The sequence below is a fragment of the Burkholderia sp. Bp9142 genome (genome assembly GCF_003853415.1).
Classification (GTDB): Bacteria; Pseudomonadota; Gammaproteobacteria; order Burkholderiales; family Burkholderiaceae; genus Burkholderia.
The window spans coordinates 202,272-214,947 of sequence record NZ_QTPP01000008.1 but is presented as its reverse complement, the minus strand read 5'-3'; the positions used below and the strand labels follow the sequence as shown (position 1 = coordinate 214,947).

At 67.9% G+C, this 12,676-nt stretch carries 12 protein-coding genes; 7 read left to right on the top strand and 5 right to left on the bottom strand.

The genetic code is table 11. The features are described 5' to 3' along the window. Positions 1-55: 55 nt before the first annotated feature. From DIE22_RS12025 to galU, 4 genes are all read right to left on the bottom strand, one after another. Positions 56-1,192, bottom strand: coding sequence for a sialidase family protein (locus DIE22_RS12025; RefSeq protein WP_185640604.1), 1,137 nt, complete (start codon positions 1,190-1,192; stop codon positions 56-58). Positions 1,193-1,254: 62 nt separating this feature from the next. Next, positions 1,255-2,448 carry a hypothetical protein gene (locus tag DIE22_RS12020; protein ID WP_124605169.1) on the bottom strand — a complete coding sequence of 398 codons (1,194 nt, stop codon included), beginning with the start codon at positions 2,446-2,448 and terminating at the stop codon, positions 1,255-1,257. A 253-nt stretch (positions 2,449-2,701) separates the two neighbouring features. Next, on the bottom strand, positions 2,702-3,289 hold the full coding sequence (locus DIE22_RS12015; protein ID WP_124605168.1) for a phosphatase PAP2 family protein: 588 nt from the start codon (positions 3,287-3,289) through the stop codon (positions 2,702-2,704). Positions 3,290-3,314: 25 nt separating this feature from the next. Continuing rightward, on the bottom strand, positions 3,315-4,199 hold the full coding sequence (gene galU, locus DIE22_RS12010) for a UTP--glucose-1-phosphate uridylyltransferase GalU (protein WP_124501514.1): 885 nt from the start codon (positions 4,197-4,199) through the stop codon (positions 3,315-3,317). 353 nt (positions 4,200-4,552) lie between these two features. Here galU and DIE22_RS12005 point away from each other — a divergent pair, with 353 nt between their 5' ends. Both DIE22_RS12005 and DIE22_RS12000 read left to right on the top strand, forming a co-directional pair. Further along, complete coding sequence (locus DIE22_RS12005) at positions 4,553-4,786, top strand: flagellar transcriptional regulator FlhD (protein ID WP_124501513.1); 234 nt, start codon at positions 4,553-4,555, stop codon at positions 4,784-4,786. A gap of 117 nt (positions 4,787-4,903) precedes the next feature. Continuing rightward, on the top strand, positions 4,904-5,212 hold the full coding sequence (locus DIE22_RS12000) for an H-NS family nucleoid-associated regulatory protein (protein WP_124501512.1): 309 nt from the start codon (positions 4,904-4,906) through the stop codon (positions 5,210-5,212). 17 nt (positions 5,213-5,229) lie between these two features. Here DIE22_RS12000 and DIE22_RS11995 read toward each other — a convergent pair whose 3' ends face one another. Further along, entirely contained in the window at positions 5,230-6,303 is a 1,074-nt protein-coding gene (locus DIE22_RS11995) for a DNA topoisomerase IB (protein ID WP_124605167.1), read from the bottom strand. A 287-nt stretch (positions 6,304-6,590) separates the two neighbouring features. Here DIE22_RS11995 and DIE22_RS11990 point away from each other — a divergent pair, with 287 nt between their 5' ends. From DIE22_RS11990 to yjfF, 5 genes are all read left to right on the top strand, one after another. Continuing rightward, positions 6,591-7,673, top strand: a complete 1,083-nt coding sequence (locus tag DIE22_RS11990) for a serine hydrolase (protein WP_185640602.1) — start codon at positions 6,591-6,593, stop codon at positions 7,671-7,673. A 225-nt stretch (positions 7,674-7,898) separates the two neighbouring features. After that, positions 7,899-8,861 (top strand): ABC transporter substrate-binding protein, encoded by a 963-nt coding sequence (locus tag DIE22_RS11985; RefSeq protein WP_124605166.1) that lies wholly within the window; start codon positions 7,899-7,901, stop codon positions 8,859-8,861. Between the two features lie 178 nt (positions 8,862-9,039). Then, positions 9,040-10,554: a sugar ABC transporter ATP-binding protein gene (locus DIE22_RS11980; RefSeq protein WP_124605165.1), complete on the top strand. Its 1,515-nt coding sequence runs from the start codon at positions 9,040-9,042 to the stop codon at positions 10,552-10,554. Continuing rightward, positions 10,551-11,591, top strand: a complete 1,041-nt coding sequence (locus DIE22_RS11975) for an ABC transporter permease (RefSeq protein ID WP_124605164.1) — start codon at positions 10,551-10,553, stop codon at positions 11,589-11,591. Before DIE22_RS11980 ends, DIE22_RS11975 begins: the two co-directional genes overlap by 4 nt. Beyond that, on the top strand, positions 11,588-12,676 hold the full coding sequence (yjfF, locus tag DIE22_RS11970) for a galactofuranose ABC transporter, permease protein YjfF (protein ID WP_124501506.1): 1,089 nt from the start codon (positions 11,588-11,590) through the stop codon (positions 12,674-12,676). Before DIE22_RS11975 ends, yjfF begins: the two co-directional genes overlap by 4 nt.

The window sequence follows — 12,676 nt, the reverse complement described above, 5'->3', positions numbered from 1 at the left end:
CGTCTCCCGCCGCGTCGCTCGACGCGCGGGAGGCGCGGCACGCCACCGGCGTGCGCTACTGCAGGCTTTGCGTCAGTGCGCTGGACGCGGTGTCCTGGCGGAACCGGCGCACGCGCAGGAATGTGATGAAATTCGAGTCGTGCTGGCTTGCCGCGCCGCCTTCCGGATCGTCGAACGCGACGCGCAGCACCGCGACGACGTCGCTGCCGTCGAATTGCCAGTCGACGTACTGGAAGCCGTGCCGTTTCGTGTCGGCGTGTTGCAGCAGGACGCGCCGCGCGGTCCACTGGCGGAGATCGGGCGACGACAGCAGCACCAGCGTGTTGCGGACGCGCTCGAGGTTCATCCGCCCGATGCTTTTCGGCACCGCGTTGGTGATCGTCCAGTATTGCTTCGACTGCGGGTCGAAGCGAATCGTGAATTTCTTGCCGGCGCCCGGCAGGTCGACGAAATCGCGCGCCGGGTCGAACGACAGCGTCCGGCCGTCGTCGCTCGTCGTCACCAGTGCGGCCTTTTCGGGGCCGTTCGCGGTGTTCACGCGCAGCATGACGGCAGGCGCGGCGCCTTGCTTGCCGACCACATTGCCTTCTTCCCACGACTGGAACTTGCCGTCGAGCCAGCGCTTGTCCGACGGCAGGTGTGCGGACACGCGCCAGTTGCGTGCATCGAGCAGGTCGCGATCGACGGGCGCGGACATCACCAGCGCACGCAGGTCGCCGTCCTCGACACTTTCATACGCGCGCCAGACGCGTCCGCGATCGACAAGGACCGGCACCGGCCCGGTGATGAAGCGCCCCGGATAAGGCAGCAGCCCGGTGGACGCGTCGACCGGCGTGGTCCACGACGCGCCGCCGTCGTCGGACCGGCGAATCGACGGCGTGCCCATCGAGCGGTTGGTGCCCATCAGGTACAGCGCGCCGTTCAGCACGAACAGCGACGACCAGTACTGGTCCGGCACGTCGCCGAGCCTGGACCAGGTCGCGCCCTTGTCGGGCGACGTGAACACGGACACCCGGTTCTGCGCCGAGGCGGCGCCGAACGTGTCGAAGCTCGCGACATAGTCGCCGTTCGGCAGCACGGCCAGCGACGGCGAGCCGAGATACACGCGCGTGGCGGCCCGGCTGTGCGCGATCACCTCGCCGGGCGGCGCGGGGATGGCTTCCGCATGTGCCGACATCGCCGCGCAGCCCATGCACAGCGCCGCGACGAGCGACCGTTTCAGCGCGCGTAACGTCGGCGCATGTCGGTGTGATGTCATGTCAGGTGCGCGAGCGGCTTGCCGCCGGACGCGTTCGGAATGGGACGGGCGACCGTGCGCCGGTGCGGCGCGTCCTGGTCGGCCAGCACGACGAACAGCAGGATGGTGAGCCAGAGCATGCCATAGAGCACGTGATACTTGAACAGCAGGATCGGTAGCAGATAGAGCAGATACTTGCGCCGGCCCTTGCGGCGGAACAGCATGACGAGGGTGCCGAAGAACACGACGAAGCCGGCGGCGCCCGCGGCGAACACGAGGTAGATGTAGAACGAGCTGTCGCGCACCTGATAGCCGCGCAGGTGCGTTTTCCCGACGTTGTTGCGCTCGTCCCAGAAGAGTCCGCCGCCGAACACGCCTTCGACGACGTCGCGCTCGGACAGTTCGGTCAGCACGAGCGTACGGCTGCCGACCGCATCGTAGTCGACCGACTGGTTCACCCGCTGGTCGTACACGCTGTAGAGCCACGGCACGCAGGCGAGCGCGACGGCGACGACAGCGATCCGGGTCCGCAGCCGCCCGCGCCCGGTGAGTATGTGCAGCCCGCACAGCGCCGCGCAGACGGCCATCGACGCGACCGAGAAGCTGAGCAGCGCGGTGGCGAACCCGACGACGGGCGCGAGCGTGATGCGCCGCTGCGACAGCAGCAGGATCACCGCGCTTGGAACGACCGTCATCGCGTAGAACGATGGTTCGGAATACAGGCCCAGCGCGCGGATCGAAATCAGGCTGTCGGTCAGCGCCTTGGTCGCGTAGAGCGCTTCGGAGTCGGCTTCGCGCACGTAGCTGTCGAAGTCGATGAAAGTGCCGGTCCCGAGGTAATAGACGAGCTGGAACGTGAAGAACGCGGCGTGGACGTAGATGAGCGTCTTGCATGCGGTGTCGAGCGATTCACGCGTGAGCACGCCGCCGGCGAACATCCAGTAGCTCAGCGCGATATACGTCTGGATCAGCACGAACTTGATGAAGAAGTTCACGTAGAAATCGCCGAACGCGGACAGGATGAACGCGAGGCAAGTGCTGATCAGCCAGTACGTGCAAACCGGGAACAGGTACCGCTGCCGGTTCATCAGTGTCGGCGCGCGCAGGAACGCGAGCGCGCAGAGCAGGACATACGCGGCAAAGGTTGCCCGCACGCTGAACGCGTTGAGCGAGAAGAACAGTACGCTGGCTGAAAATAGCAAGGTCGACATGCGGGCGCCCGATCGGAGACTCCGGATTCGCTGCGTGCCGGCCGTCCGGCGCCGCGCGGCGAGATGCCGTGCGATGCGGGGCAAGCCGCCAGTCGGGTAGGGCTGGCTTGCGCGGCGATTCGCACGCGGAACACGCGTCCGTCGTGCGGGACGAAGCGATTCCGGCGGTCAAGCATAGAGGGTTGGACGGCCGGGCGAGCCGGCTTGTCCGAATCGGGCGGGATTCTGTCATTTTTCGGCGGGGTCGGCGCAGTCACGGCTGCAGCGCGAACCGCCCGCACAAAAACGGCGAATACAGATCGATCGCCGCCTGAATCGGCGCATGCCGACCATACGCGACCGCCGACACGGCCAGCAGCGAGCCGGCGACGAGCGCGCGATACCGCGCGTCGACGCGCGGCGCGCCGTGCCGCCACACGAACGCCAGCGCGACCGTCGAGCCGACGACCCAGCCGGCGACGACTTCCGACGGCGTGTGCGCGTCGTCGAACACGCGTGCAACACCGATCAGCGCGCCGAGCGCGAGCCCGAGCGACAGCGACGCACTCGCCCGCAGTTGCGCGCCACCGCTCAGCGCAAGCACGCACGTCATCGGCCAGACCGCCGCCGCGAGCATCGTGTGCCCGCTGATCACGCGGAAATCAATCGCGCGGATCTGGATCCCGCAGCCGGCATACAGCATCTTGGTGGCGCCGACGAGCGCCATGCCGGCCGCGAGCATCAGCGCCCACGACGCCGCATGATGCCGCCCGGCCGTCGAGCGCGTGAGCCACGCAATGCACACGACGGCCAGCGGCAACGTCATCGCCGCGTCGCCGAGATCGCTGACGGCCGTCCACATGACCGGGTTCGCGACGGCCACCCGGTCAGGCGGCCAGCAGCGCCGACATGCGCGTGGCCAGATAGCTTTCGAAATCCGCGGCCACTTCCGGATGCCGCAGCGCGAACTCGACCGTCGCCTTCAGATACCCGAGCTTGCTGCCGCAATCGAAGCGCGTGCCGTCGTAGCGATGGGCGAGCACCTGCTCGTCCGACAGCAGCGACTGGATCGCGTCCGTCAGCTGCAGTTCGCCGCCGGAACCGGGCCGCAGCGCGCGCAGATGCTCGAACACCTTCGGCTTCAGCACGTAACGGCCCACCACGCCGAAATTCGACGGTGCCTTCGCCGGCTCCGGCTTCTCGACGATCCCGGACAGCTTGAACAGGTTGTCCTCCCAGCGCTTGCCGTCGATCACGCCATACGACTTCGATTCCTCGGGCGCGATTTCCTCCACGCCGATCACCGACGCGTGATAGTGATCGAACACGTTGATCATCTGCCGCAGCACGGGTGTCGGCCCGTCGAGCAGGTCATCGGCGAGGATCACCGCGAACGGCTGGTTGCCGACCAGCTTCTCCGCGCACAGCACGGCATGGCCGAGCCCCAGCGCTTCGGCCTGGCGCACGTAGAAGCAGTCGACGTGGCTCGGCTTGATGCTGCGAACCAGCGACAGCAGCTTTTCCTTGCCGCGCGCCTCGAGCTCCGCTTCGATCTCGTAGGACTTGTCGAAGTGATCCTCGATCGCGCGCTTGCTGCGGCCGGTCACGAAAATCATTTCGGTGATGCCGGCGTCGATCGCTTCCTCGACCGCATATTGAATCAGCGGCTTGTCCACCACCGGCAGCATTTCTTTCGGGCTGGCCTTGGTCGCAGGCAGAAATCGCGTGCCGAGACCGGCGACCGGAAATACGGCTTTCGTCACTTTCAACATGATTGTCGGATTCCATCCGTTCGGGGTCAGGCATCGACGATGCCGAGGAAGGCGACGACGCGCGCATGCAATCGTCGTTCGCCGCTGCCGTATCGTTCGCGCAAACGAATCCGCGCGCCGTCTGAAAATCGTATGGGCGTTCCGGTTTCGAGGGGTGACCGAATCTAGGCTGAATCCGACAGCGGCGAATTGTGACGAATTGCGAATCGCGAATTGCGCGCGCCGATTTCATGAATGTCGGATGCCGTCTAGGAATTGTCGGCATGACGCCGATTGCATGACTTAGATTCAGGCATTCATTACTGGACGGCCGGTCGCTGCACGCGCAAACCGCCGTCGGCTCAGGAGCGTTCATGACGGGGCAAGGCGATATCTTCGATGCAATCGCGGAATTCAACCGCGCGTATCTCGTGCTCGCGCAGCGCATGTTGCGTATCGACTACGAGCAGGGCAAGCGGCAATTGGGCATATCTGACGAAATTGCCGCATCGATTGACGCGTTGACGCTGAATCAGATCGACGAGCTGGCGGCCAGCGGCGAATTGGTGTGTGAATTCCGCGCCGAAAACGCGCCGGGCCGCGCGTGATCCGTTTTCCGATTTTCCCGAATGGGCGTCCGACTCACGGCCTTCAAGCGGATTGCGTGATGGCAATCCCGCGCCCATTCGGTCTTTTATCACGCCATGAAAATGTGGAGGAGTCGCATGTCCGGTTATCGCGAATTGAAGGCGCAAGCCGATGAATTGATGAAGCGCGTCGAGGAAGCCCGACTCGCCGAACTCGAGGCCGTCATCAACGAGATTCGCACCCGCGTTGCCGAATACGGCCTGACCGCCAGTCAGATCTTCGGCCGCCACGGCGGCACCGCAAGAACGACGTCGCGCAAGAGCGCATCGGCGCCCCGGTATCGCGATCCGAAGACCGGCGCGACGTGGAGCGGGCGCGGTCGCGAGCCGCGCTGGATCAAGGGCGGCCGTCGCGAGCGGTTCCTGATCGAGCGCAATCCCGTTTGATTCGAGCGGGTAACGGCTCAGCGGGGCGCGGAGGACGGCGGGCGGCGCCGCTCGCGCGCCGCCTGTTCGAGCAACACCGCGAACGCCGCCTCGTCCACGCGTAGCCCCCTCGGCGTGCGGCGCACCTCCGGCGCCGCGAGCACCCCGGCCTCGAACGTATCGAGCACCACCGGATGGATGTAGCAGCGCCGGCACACGGCCGGCGTGTTGCGCAAGATGTCGGCGACGGTCCGCACCGTTTCGACGATCTGCTTGCGCGCATGCGTGACGCCCTGATGCGGGAGGCGCCTCAACAGCGCGAGCGCCTGCACGCTGCCCGTCCACGTCCGGTAGTCCTTCGCGGTGAACGCCGCACCCGCCGCGTCGCGCAGATAGTCGTTCACGTCGGACGAGCCGACCGAATGGCGCGTGCCGTCGTCGTCCACATACTGGAACAGCTCGTGCCCGGGCAGCTCCGCGCAGCGCCGCACGATCCGGCCGACGCGCGGGTCGTCGACGGTCACGTCGTGTTCGATGCCGCTCTTGCCCGTGAAGCGCAGGCGCACCTGTCCCGGCCGGATCGTCACGTGGCGCTTGCGCAGCGTCGTCAGCCCGTACGACCCGTTCTCGCGTGCGTACTCGGCGTTGCCGATCCGCGCGAGCGTCGTGTCGAGCAGCCGGACGATCGTCGCGACGATCTTGTCGCGTGGCATCCCGGGCAGCGCCAGATCGCGTTTGACGCGCGCACGGATGCGCGGCAGCGCGCGGGCGAATGCCGCCATCCGCGCATACTTGTTCGCGTCGCGCGTCTCGCGCCACAGCGGGTGATAGCGATACTGCTTGCGCCCGCGCGCGTCGCGGCCGGTCGCCTGCAGATGGCCGCGCGGGTCCATGCAGATCCTGACGTCGGTGTACGCGGGCGGAATCGCAAGCGCATCGATGCGGGCGATTTCGTCGGCATCGCGGATCCGGGAGCCGTCCTGCGCGTAGTACGCGAAGCCGTTGCGCAGGCGTCGGCGCGTGTAGCCGGGACGCCGGTCGTCGACGTGGCGCAGCGGCACGGCTGAACGCGCGACGGCTTCGGCGTCACCGCAAAACGTACGCTTCATCATGCTGCGATGCACCGGTCGACCGAAGCATTCGCGCACGGCGTGCTGCGTTCCCGCACGGGGGCATCGTGGTTCTCCTCGTTGCAATCGGGCCGCGGCGATGCGCGAGCGGTCCTGCCGGCGCGGCAGCAAGATTCGTGCGCCGGCGACGGATTTTCCGCCGAGCCGCGTTGAACGGACATCGCAACGACACGACGAGGCCGACGATGCTGAAAATGGGGATGAATCCAGGATGCCGCGCGACATGCCGCCGATGGCGCGCGTCGCTCGCGCTGGCAACTGCCGGCGCCATGGCGCTGGCTACGGGCTGTGCGCCGCCGCCGCCGGCGAGACCGACGTCGCCGGATGCCGCCGAGGTTCGCGAGCAGGTGTTTCCGGCGGCCGACTGGGCACGGGCCGCCCCGGCCTCGCACGGCTTCTCGCAGGACGGGATCGACCGCGCCGTCGCGTATGCGCAGCGACAAGGCTCGACGTCCGGCATGATCGTCCACGGCGGAATGGTGATCGCGCAGTGGGGCGACGTCGCGCGCAAGTCGAACCTCCATTCGGCGCGCAAGAGCTTCCTGAGCGCGCTGGTCGGCATCGCGGTCGCGCGCGGGCAGATGCATCTGGATGACACGCTCGCGCAGCTCGGCATCGACGACACCGCGCCCGCGCTGTCGCCCGCCGAAAAACAGGCGACCGTACGGATGCTGCTGGAGGCGCGCTCGGGCGTGTATCACCCGGCGACGTACGAAACCGTCCGGATGAAGGCGCTGCGGCCGCCGCGCGGCAGTCACGCGCCGGGCACGTTCTGGTACTACAACAACTGGGATTTCAATACCGTCGGCGCGATCTACGAACGCAGCACCGGCACGCGCATTTTCGATGCGCTGCGGACGGAAATCGCGATTCCGGTCGGCATGCAGGACTATGCGCCGTCGGACGGGCGCTACGTGCCGGGCGGCACCGTCACGCGATATCCGGCCTACCCGTTCGACCTGAGCGCCCGCGACTTTGCCCGGTTCGCGCTGCTGTACCTGCACGACGGCTGCTGGCGCGACCGGCAGGTCGTGCCGGCCGGATGGGTCGCCGAATCGACGCGTCCGTATTCGGACACGCGCACGGGCGGATACGGCTACCTGTGGTGGACGAGCGCATCCGCGAGCGGCGCGCGCGGCCGCGACGCGATGCTGGCGCGGCCCGCGTTCTGGGCCGACGGCCATCTCGGCCAGTACGCGGTGGTCGTCCCGTCGCTCGACCTGGTGGTCGTGAGCCTTGTCGATGCGCGGCTGGCATCGAAGCGGATGGGCCAGACGAAGATGGAAACGCTGGTGACGCTGGTCGAGGCCGCGCACGCCGGCGAGCCAAGCGACGGTGCGCCACCCGCTTAGGTGTTTATACGTATGCCGATACCGATATCACTTCAATCCAATATTTCATTGGAAGGTTATCGGACTTGTTCCTAGACTGATCCGGGGTGCACAAACCGGGCCGGCCGCAAGCGCCGGCCGGCGCCGCCCTGAACCGCGCCCGCGCCACGCAGAACCACAACAGCGCAGCACGGCACCGCGCCGGGCCGGCGCCGCGGCATACAACGACACCATCGGAGACGGACCATGACATTCATCAGGAAGCTGGCGGCCGGCGCAATCGTCGCGGCGGCGGCGGTGCTGGCCACCGGCGCGCACGCGCAGCAAAAGCCGATCACGCTCGGGTTCTCGCAGGTCGGCGCGGAGAGCGCGTGGCGCACCGCGAACACCGTGTCGGTGAAGGGCGCCGCGAAGGACGCCGGCATCAACCTGAAATTCTCGGACGCGCAGCAAAAGCAGGAGAACCAGATCCGCGCGATCCGCTCGTTCATCGCGCAGAAGGTCGACGTGATCGCATTCTCGCCGGTCGTGGAGTCGGGCTGGGAGCCGGTGCTGACCGAAGCGAAGGCGGCGCATATTCCGGTGATCCTGACCGATCGCGGCGTCGACGTGAAGGATCCGTCGCTGTATGTGACGATGATCGGCTCCGACTTCCTCGAGGAAGGGCGGCGCGCCGGCCACTGGATGGAAGAGCGCTACAAGAGCGATCCCGGCCCGGTCAACATCGTCGAGCTGCAGGGCACGGTCGGCTCCGCGCCGGCCAACGATCGCCGCGCGGGCCTGCTGGAAGTGATCAAGAGCAATCCGAAGTTCAAGGTGATCGCGTCGCAAAGCGGCGATTTCACGCTCGCCGGCGGCAAGCAGGTGATGGAAGCGTTTGCGAAGACCTACGGCAAGCAGATCAACGTCGTCTATGCGCACAACGACGACATGGCGCTCGGCGCGATCCAGGCGATGGAGGAGGCCGGCATCAAGCCCGGCAAGGACGTGAGCGTCGTGTCGTTCGACGCGACCAAGGGCGGCTTCCAGGCGATGGTCGCCGGCAAGATCAACGTCGACGTCGAATGCAGCCCACTGCTCGGCCCGCAGCTGATGACCGCGGTGAAGGACGTGGTCGCCGGCAAGCCGCTGCCGAAGCGCATCGTCACGAACGAGACGGTGTTCCCGATGAGCGTCGCGGCGCAGGTGCTGCCGACCCGCAAGTACTGAGCGCCCCCAAACCTGTCGCGTCGCGCCAGGCCCCCCGAGGGGGCAATCCCCCAAGGGGACGTCCTGCGGGGCGGAAAACTTGGCGCGGCCCGGCGTTTTCTTGAGAGTCCCGACGGACACGGACGGCGGCGCGGCTGCCGCCGTCCTTCCGGCAACTGCTTCGAAGCGAGGGCGATCCATGACGAATCCGCCGGTGGTCGAGATGATCGGCATCGACAAGGCGTTTCCGGGTGTCCACGCGCTGCAGCGCGTGGACTTCCGGCTGTTTCCGGGCGAGATCCATGCGCTGATGGGCCAGAACGGCGCCGGAAAGTCGACGCTGATCAACGTGCTGACCGGCGTGCATGCGCACGACGCGGGCGAGATTCGCGTCGGCGGCGCGCCGGTGAATTTCGCCGCGCCGCGCGAGGCCGAGGCGGCCGGGATCCAGACGCTGTACCAGGAGGTGAACCTGTGCGCGAACCTGTCGGTCGCCGAGAACATCTTCGCGGGCCGGCAGCCGATGCGGCGCGGCACGATCGACTGGAAGACGATCCATGCGCGGGCGCGCGACGCGCTCGCCGAACTCGACCTGTCGCTCGACGTCACGCGCTCGCTCGACGCCTATCCGATCGCGGTGCAGCAGATGGTCGCGATCGCGCGGGCCGTGTCGGTCGACGCGCGCGTGCTGATTCTCGACGAGCCGACGTCGAGCCTCGACGACGGCGAGGTCGCGCGGCTCTTCGACGTGCTGCGCCGGCTGAAGGCGTCGGGCATCGCAATCCTGTTCGTCACGCATTTTCTCGAACAGACCTATGCGGTGTCGGACCGGATCACGGTGATGCGCAACGGCGAGCGCGAAGGCGAGTATCTCGCGCGCGACCTGCCGGTCGACCTGCTGGTCGCGAAGATGACCGGGCGCGAGCCGATGTCCGGCACGCTGCAGGCCGGCGCGGCGGCCGTGCAGCACGATGGCGGCGCGGCCGCGCCGTTCCTGTCGATGCGGCAGGTCGGCCGGCGCGGGATGATGAGCCCGCTCGACCTCGACGTGCGGCCCGGCGAAATCGTCGGGCTGGCCGGGCTGCTCGGGTCGGGGCGCACGGAAACCGCGCGGCTCGCATTCGCGGCCGAGCGCACCGACACCGGCGCGATCGAGATCGACGGCGCGCGCAAGCGGCTCGCGTCGCCGCATGACGCGGTGCGCAACGGAATCGCGTATTGCCCCGAGGATCGCAAGAAGGAGGGGATCGTGGCCGCGCTGTCGATCCGCGAGAACATCGTCCTCGCACTGCAGGCGCGGCGCGGCTGGTGGCGGCTGATCGGCCGCGCGCGCCAGCGCGAGCTCGCCGACACGTACATCGCGCGGCTCGGCATCAAGGCGCGCGACGCCGAGCAGCCGATCGGGCTGCTGTCGGGCGGCAACCAGCAGAAGGTGCTGCTCGCGCGCTGGCTCGCGACGGAACCGAAGCTGCTGATTCTCGACGAGCCGACCCGCGGCATCGACGTCGCCGCGAAATTCGACATCATGGAACGCGTGCTGACGCTGTGCGCGCAGGGGCTCGCGATCCTGTTCATCTCGTCGGAGATCAGCGAAGTCGTGCGCGTGAGCCACCGGATCGCGGTGCTGCGCGACCGGCGCAAGGTCGCCGAACTGAGCGGCGACGACGCGTCGGAGGAACAGGTGTACCAACTGATCGCGGGAGGCCGGTCATGATGCGGCTACGCACGTTGCTTCGTCATCCGCTCGTATGGCCAGTGCTGACGCTCGCGCTGCTGTTGGCGCTCGACGTCGCGCATCGGCCGGGCTTCCTGTCGATCTCGCTGCTCGACGGCCACCTGTTCGGCGCGCCGATCGATATCCTCAACCGCGCGGCGCCGCTCGTGATCGTGTCGCTCGGGATGACGCTCGTGATCGCGACGCGCGGGATCGACATCTCGGTCGGCGCGATCGTCGCGATCGCCGGCGCCGCCGCGGCGATCGTGCTCGACGGCGATCCGTCGCGGCTCGGCACGGCGCTGGCCGCCGCGCTCGGCGTCGGCGTGCTCGCGGGCGCGTGGAACGGCGTGCTCGTCGCGTTCGTCGGGATGCAGCCGATCATCGCGACGCTGATCCTGATGGTCGCCGGACGCGGCATCGCGCAGTTGCTGACCGGCGGGCAGATCATCCCGATCGGCGCGCCCGGCTACCTGGCACTCGGCGGCGGCTATCTCGCGGCCGTGCCGTGCTCGGTCTGGATCGCGATCGCGACGATCGCGGCGACCGCGCTGCTGGTGAACCGCACGGCGCTAGGCCTGTTCATCCGCGCGATCGGCGTGAACCCGGTCGCGACGCGGCTCGTCGGGCTGCGCGCGGGGGCGGTCGTGTTCGGCGTGTATCTGTGCTCCGGCGTGATGTCGGCGCTGGCGGGCATCCTCGCCAGCTCCAACGTGCGCAGCGCCGACGGCAACAACGCGGGGCTGCTGCTCGAGCTCGACGCGATCCTCGCGGTGACGCTCGGCGGCACGTCGCTGCTCGGCGGCCGCTTCAGCCTCGCCGGCTCCGTGCTCGGCGCGCTGATCATCCAGACGCTCACCTACACGACCTATTCGATCGGCGTGCCGCCGGAGGCGACGCTCGTCGTGAAGGCGATCGTCGTGATCGTCGTGACGCTGATCCAGTCGGACGCGGCGCGCGCGGGCGTGGTCCGGCATGCGTCGCGGCTGCTGCCTTCCGCGCGTTCGCGCGCCACCACCGGAGCCACGCCCCGATGAACCGATTCCTCGCACGGCTCGCCGACCCGCGCACGCTGCCGATCGTCGTGACGATCGTGCTGTTCGCCGCGCTGTTCGGCTTCGGATCCGTGATGTACACGGGCTTCTTCTCGATGCAGGTGTTGACCGGGCTGCTGGTCGACAACGCGTTCCTGCTGATCGTCGCGATCGGGATGACGTTCGTGATCGTGTCGGGCGGCATCGACCTGTCGGTCGGCTCTGTCGTTGCGTTGACAACGATCTTCTGCGCGATCGGCGCCGAGCGGCTGCACTGGCCCGTCTGGGCGATCGTGCCGCTGGTGCTCGTGTTCGGTGCGCTGTACGGCGCGGCGATGGGTGCGCTGATTCATTATTTCCGGCTGCAGCCGTTCATCGTCACGCTGGCCGGGATGTTTCTCGCGCGCGGCGCGTGCTTCCTGATCACGACGCAGTCGATCACGATCAACGAGCCGACGTTCCATGCGCTCGCGGGCATCAGCGTGCCGGTCGGCGGCGGAACGCTGAGCGCGGGCGCGCTGATCGCGCTCGCGACGCTGGCCGCCGCGATCTACGTCGCGCATTTCACGCGCTTCGGCCGCAACGTGTATGCGATCGGCGGCAACGAGCGCTCGGCGCTGCTGATGGGGCTGCCGGTCGCGCGCACGAAGGTCGGCGTGTATGCGCTGAGCGGCTTCTGTTCGGCGCTCGGCGGCGTGGTGTTCACGCTGTACGTGCTGTCCGGCTACGGGCTGCAGGCGCAGGGGATGGAGCTCGACGCGATCGCCGCGACCGTGATCGGCGGCACGCTGCTCACGGGCGGCGTGGGTTACGTGATCGGGTCGGTGTTCGGCGTCGGCATCCTCGGCACGATCCAGGTGCTGATCACGTTCGACGGCACACTGAGTTCGTGGTGGACGCGGATCGTGATCGGCGCGCTGCTGTGCGTGTTCTGCCTGCTGCAGCGGGTCATCGAGCGGCATGCGGCGCGGCGGCGCACCGGCGGCACCGGGCTCGATCCGCAGCGCAGGAAGCGCGATGCCCCACAGGTGAGGCCGGCGGCGCCGGGTGACGACGCGGCGCTGGTGTCGACGATGCGGCGGTCGTAA

Excerpts from the sequence above, each read along its gene's own strand:
- yjfF (WP_124501506.1), top strand. The coding sequence starts at position 11,588 with ATGAACCGATTCCTCGCACGGCTCGCCGACCCGCGCACGCTGCCGATC.
- DIE22_RS12015 (WP_124605168.1), bottom strand. The coding sequence starts at position 3,289 with ATGTGGACGGCCGTCAGCGATCTCGGCGACGCGGCGATGACGTTGCCG.
- DIE22_RS11990 (WP_185640602.1), top strand. The coding sequence starts at position 6,591 with ATGGCGCTGGCTACGGGCTGTGCGCCGCCGCCGCCGGCGAGACCGACG.
- DIE22_RS11995 (WP_124605167.1), bottom strand. The coding sequence starts at position 6,303 with ATGATGAAGCGTACGTTTTGCGGTGACGCCGAAGCCGTCGCGCGTTCA.
- DIE22_RS11980 (WP_124605165.1), top strand. The coding sequence starts at position 9,040 with ATGACGAATCCGCCGGTGGTCGAGATGATCGGCATCGACAAGGCGTTT.
- DIE22_RS11975 (WP_124605164.1), top strand. The coding sequence starts at position 10,551 with ATGATGCGGCTACGCACGTTGCTTCGTCATCCGCTCGTATGGCCAGTG.
- galU (WP_124501514.1), bottom strand. The coding sequence starts at position 4,199 with ATGTTGAAAGTGACGAAAGCCGTATTTCCGGTCGCCGGTCTCGGCACG.
- DIE22_RS12005 (WP_124501513.1), top strand. The coding sequence starts at position 4,553 with ATGACGGGGCAAGGCGATATCTTCGATGCAATCGCGGAATTCAACCGC.
- DIE22_RS12025 (WP_185640604.1), bottom strand. The coding sequence starts at position 1,192 with ATGGGCTGCGCGGCGATGTCGGCACATGCGGAAGCCATCCCCGCGCCG.
- DIE22_RS12020 (WP_124605169.1), bottom strand. The coding sequence starts at position 2,448 with ATGTCGACCTTGCTATTTTCAGCCAGCGTACTGTTCTTCTCGCTCAAC.
- DIE22_RS11985 (WP_124605166.1), top strand. The coding sequence starts at position 7,899 with ATGACATTCATCAGGAAGCTGGCGGCCGGCGCAATCGTCGCGGCGGCG.
- DIE22_RS12000 (WP_124501512.1), top strand. The coding sequence starts at position 4,904 with ATGTCCGGTTATCGCGAATTGAAGGCGCAAGCCGATGAATTGATGAAG.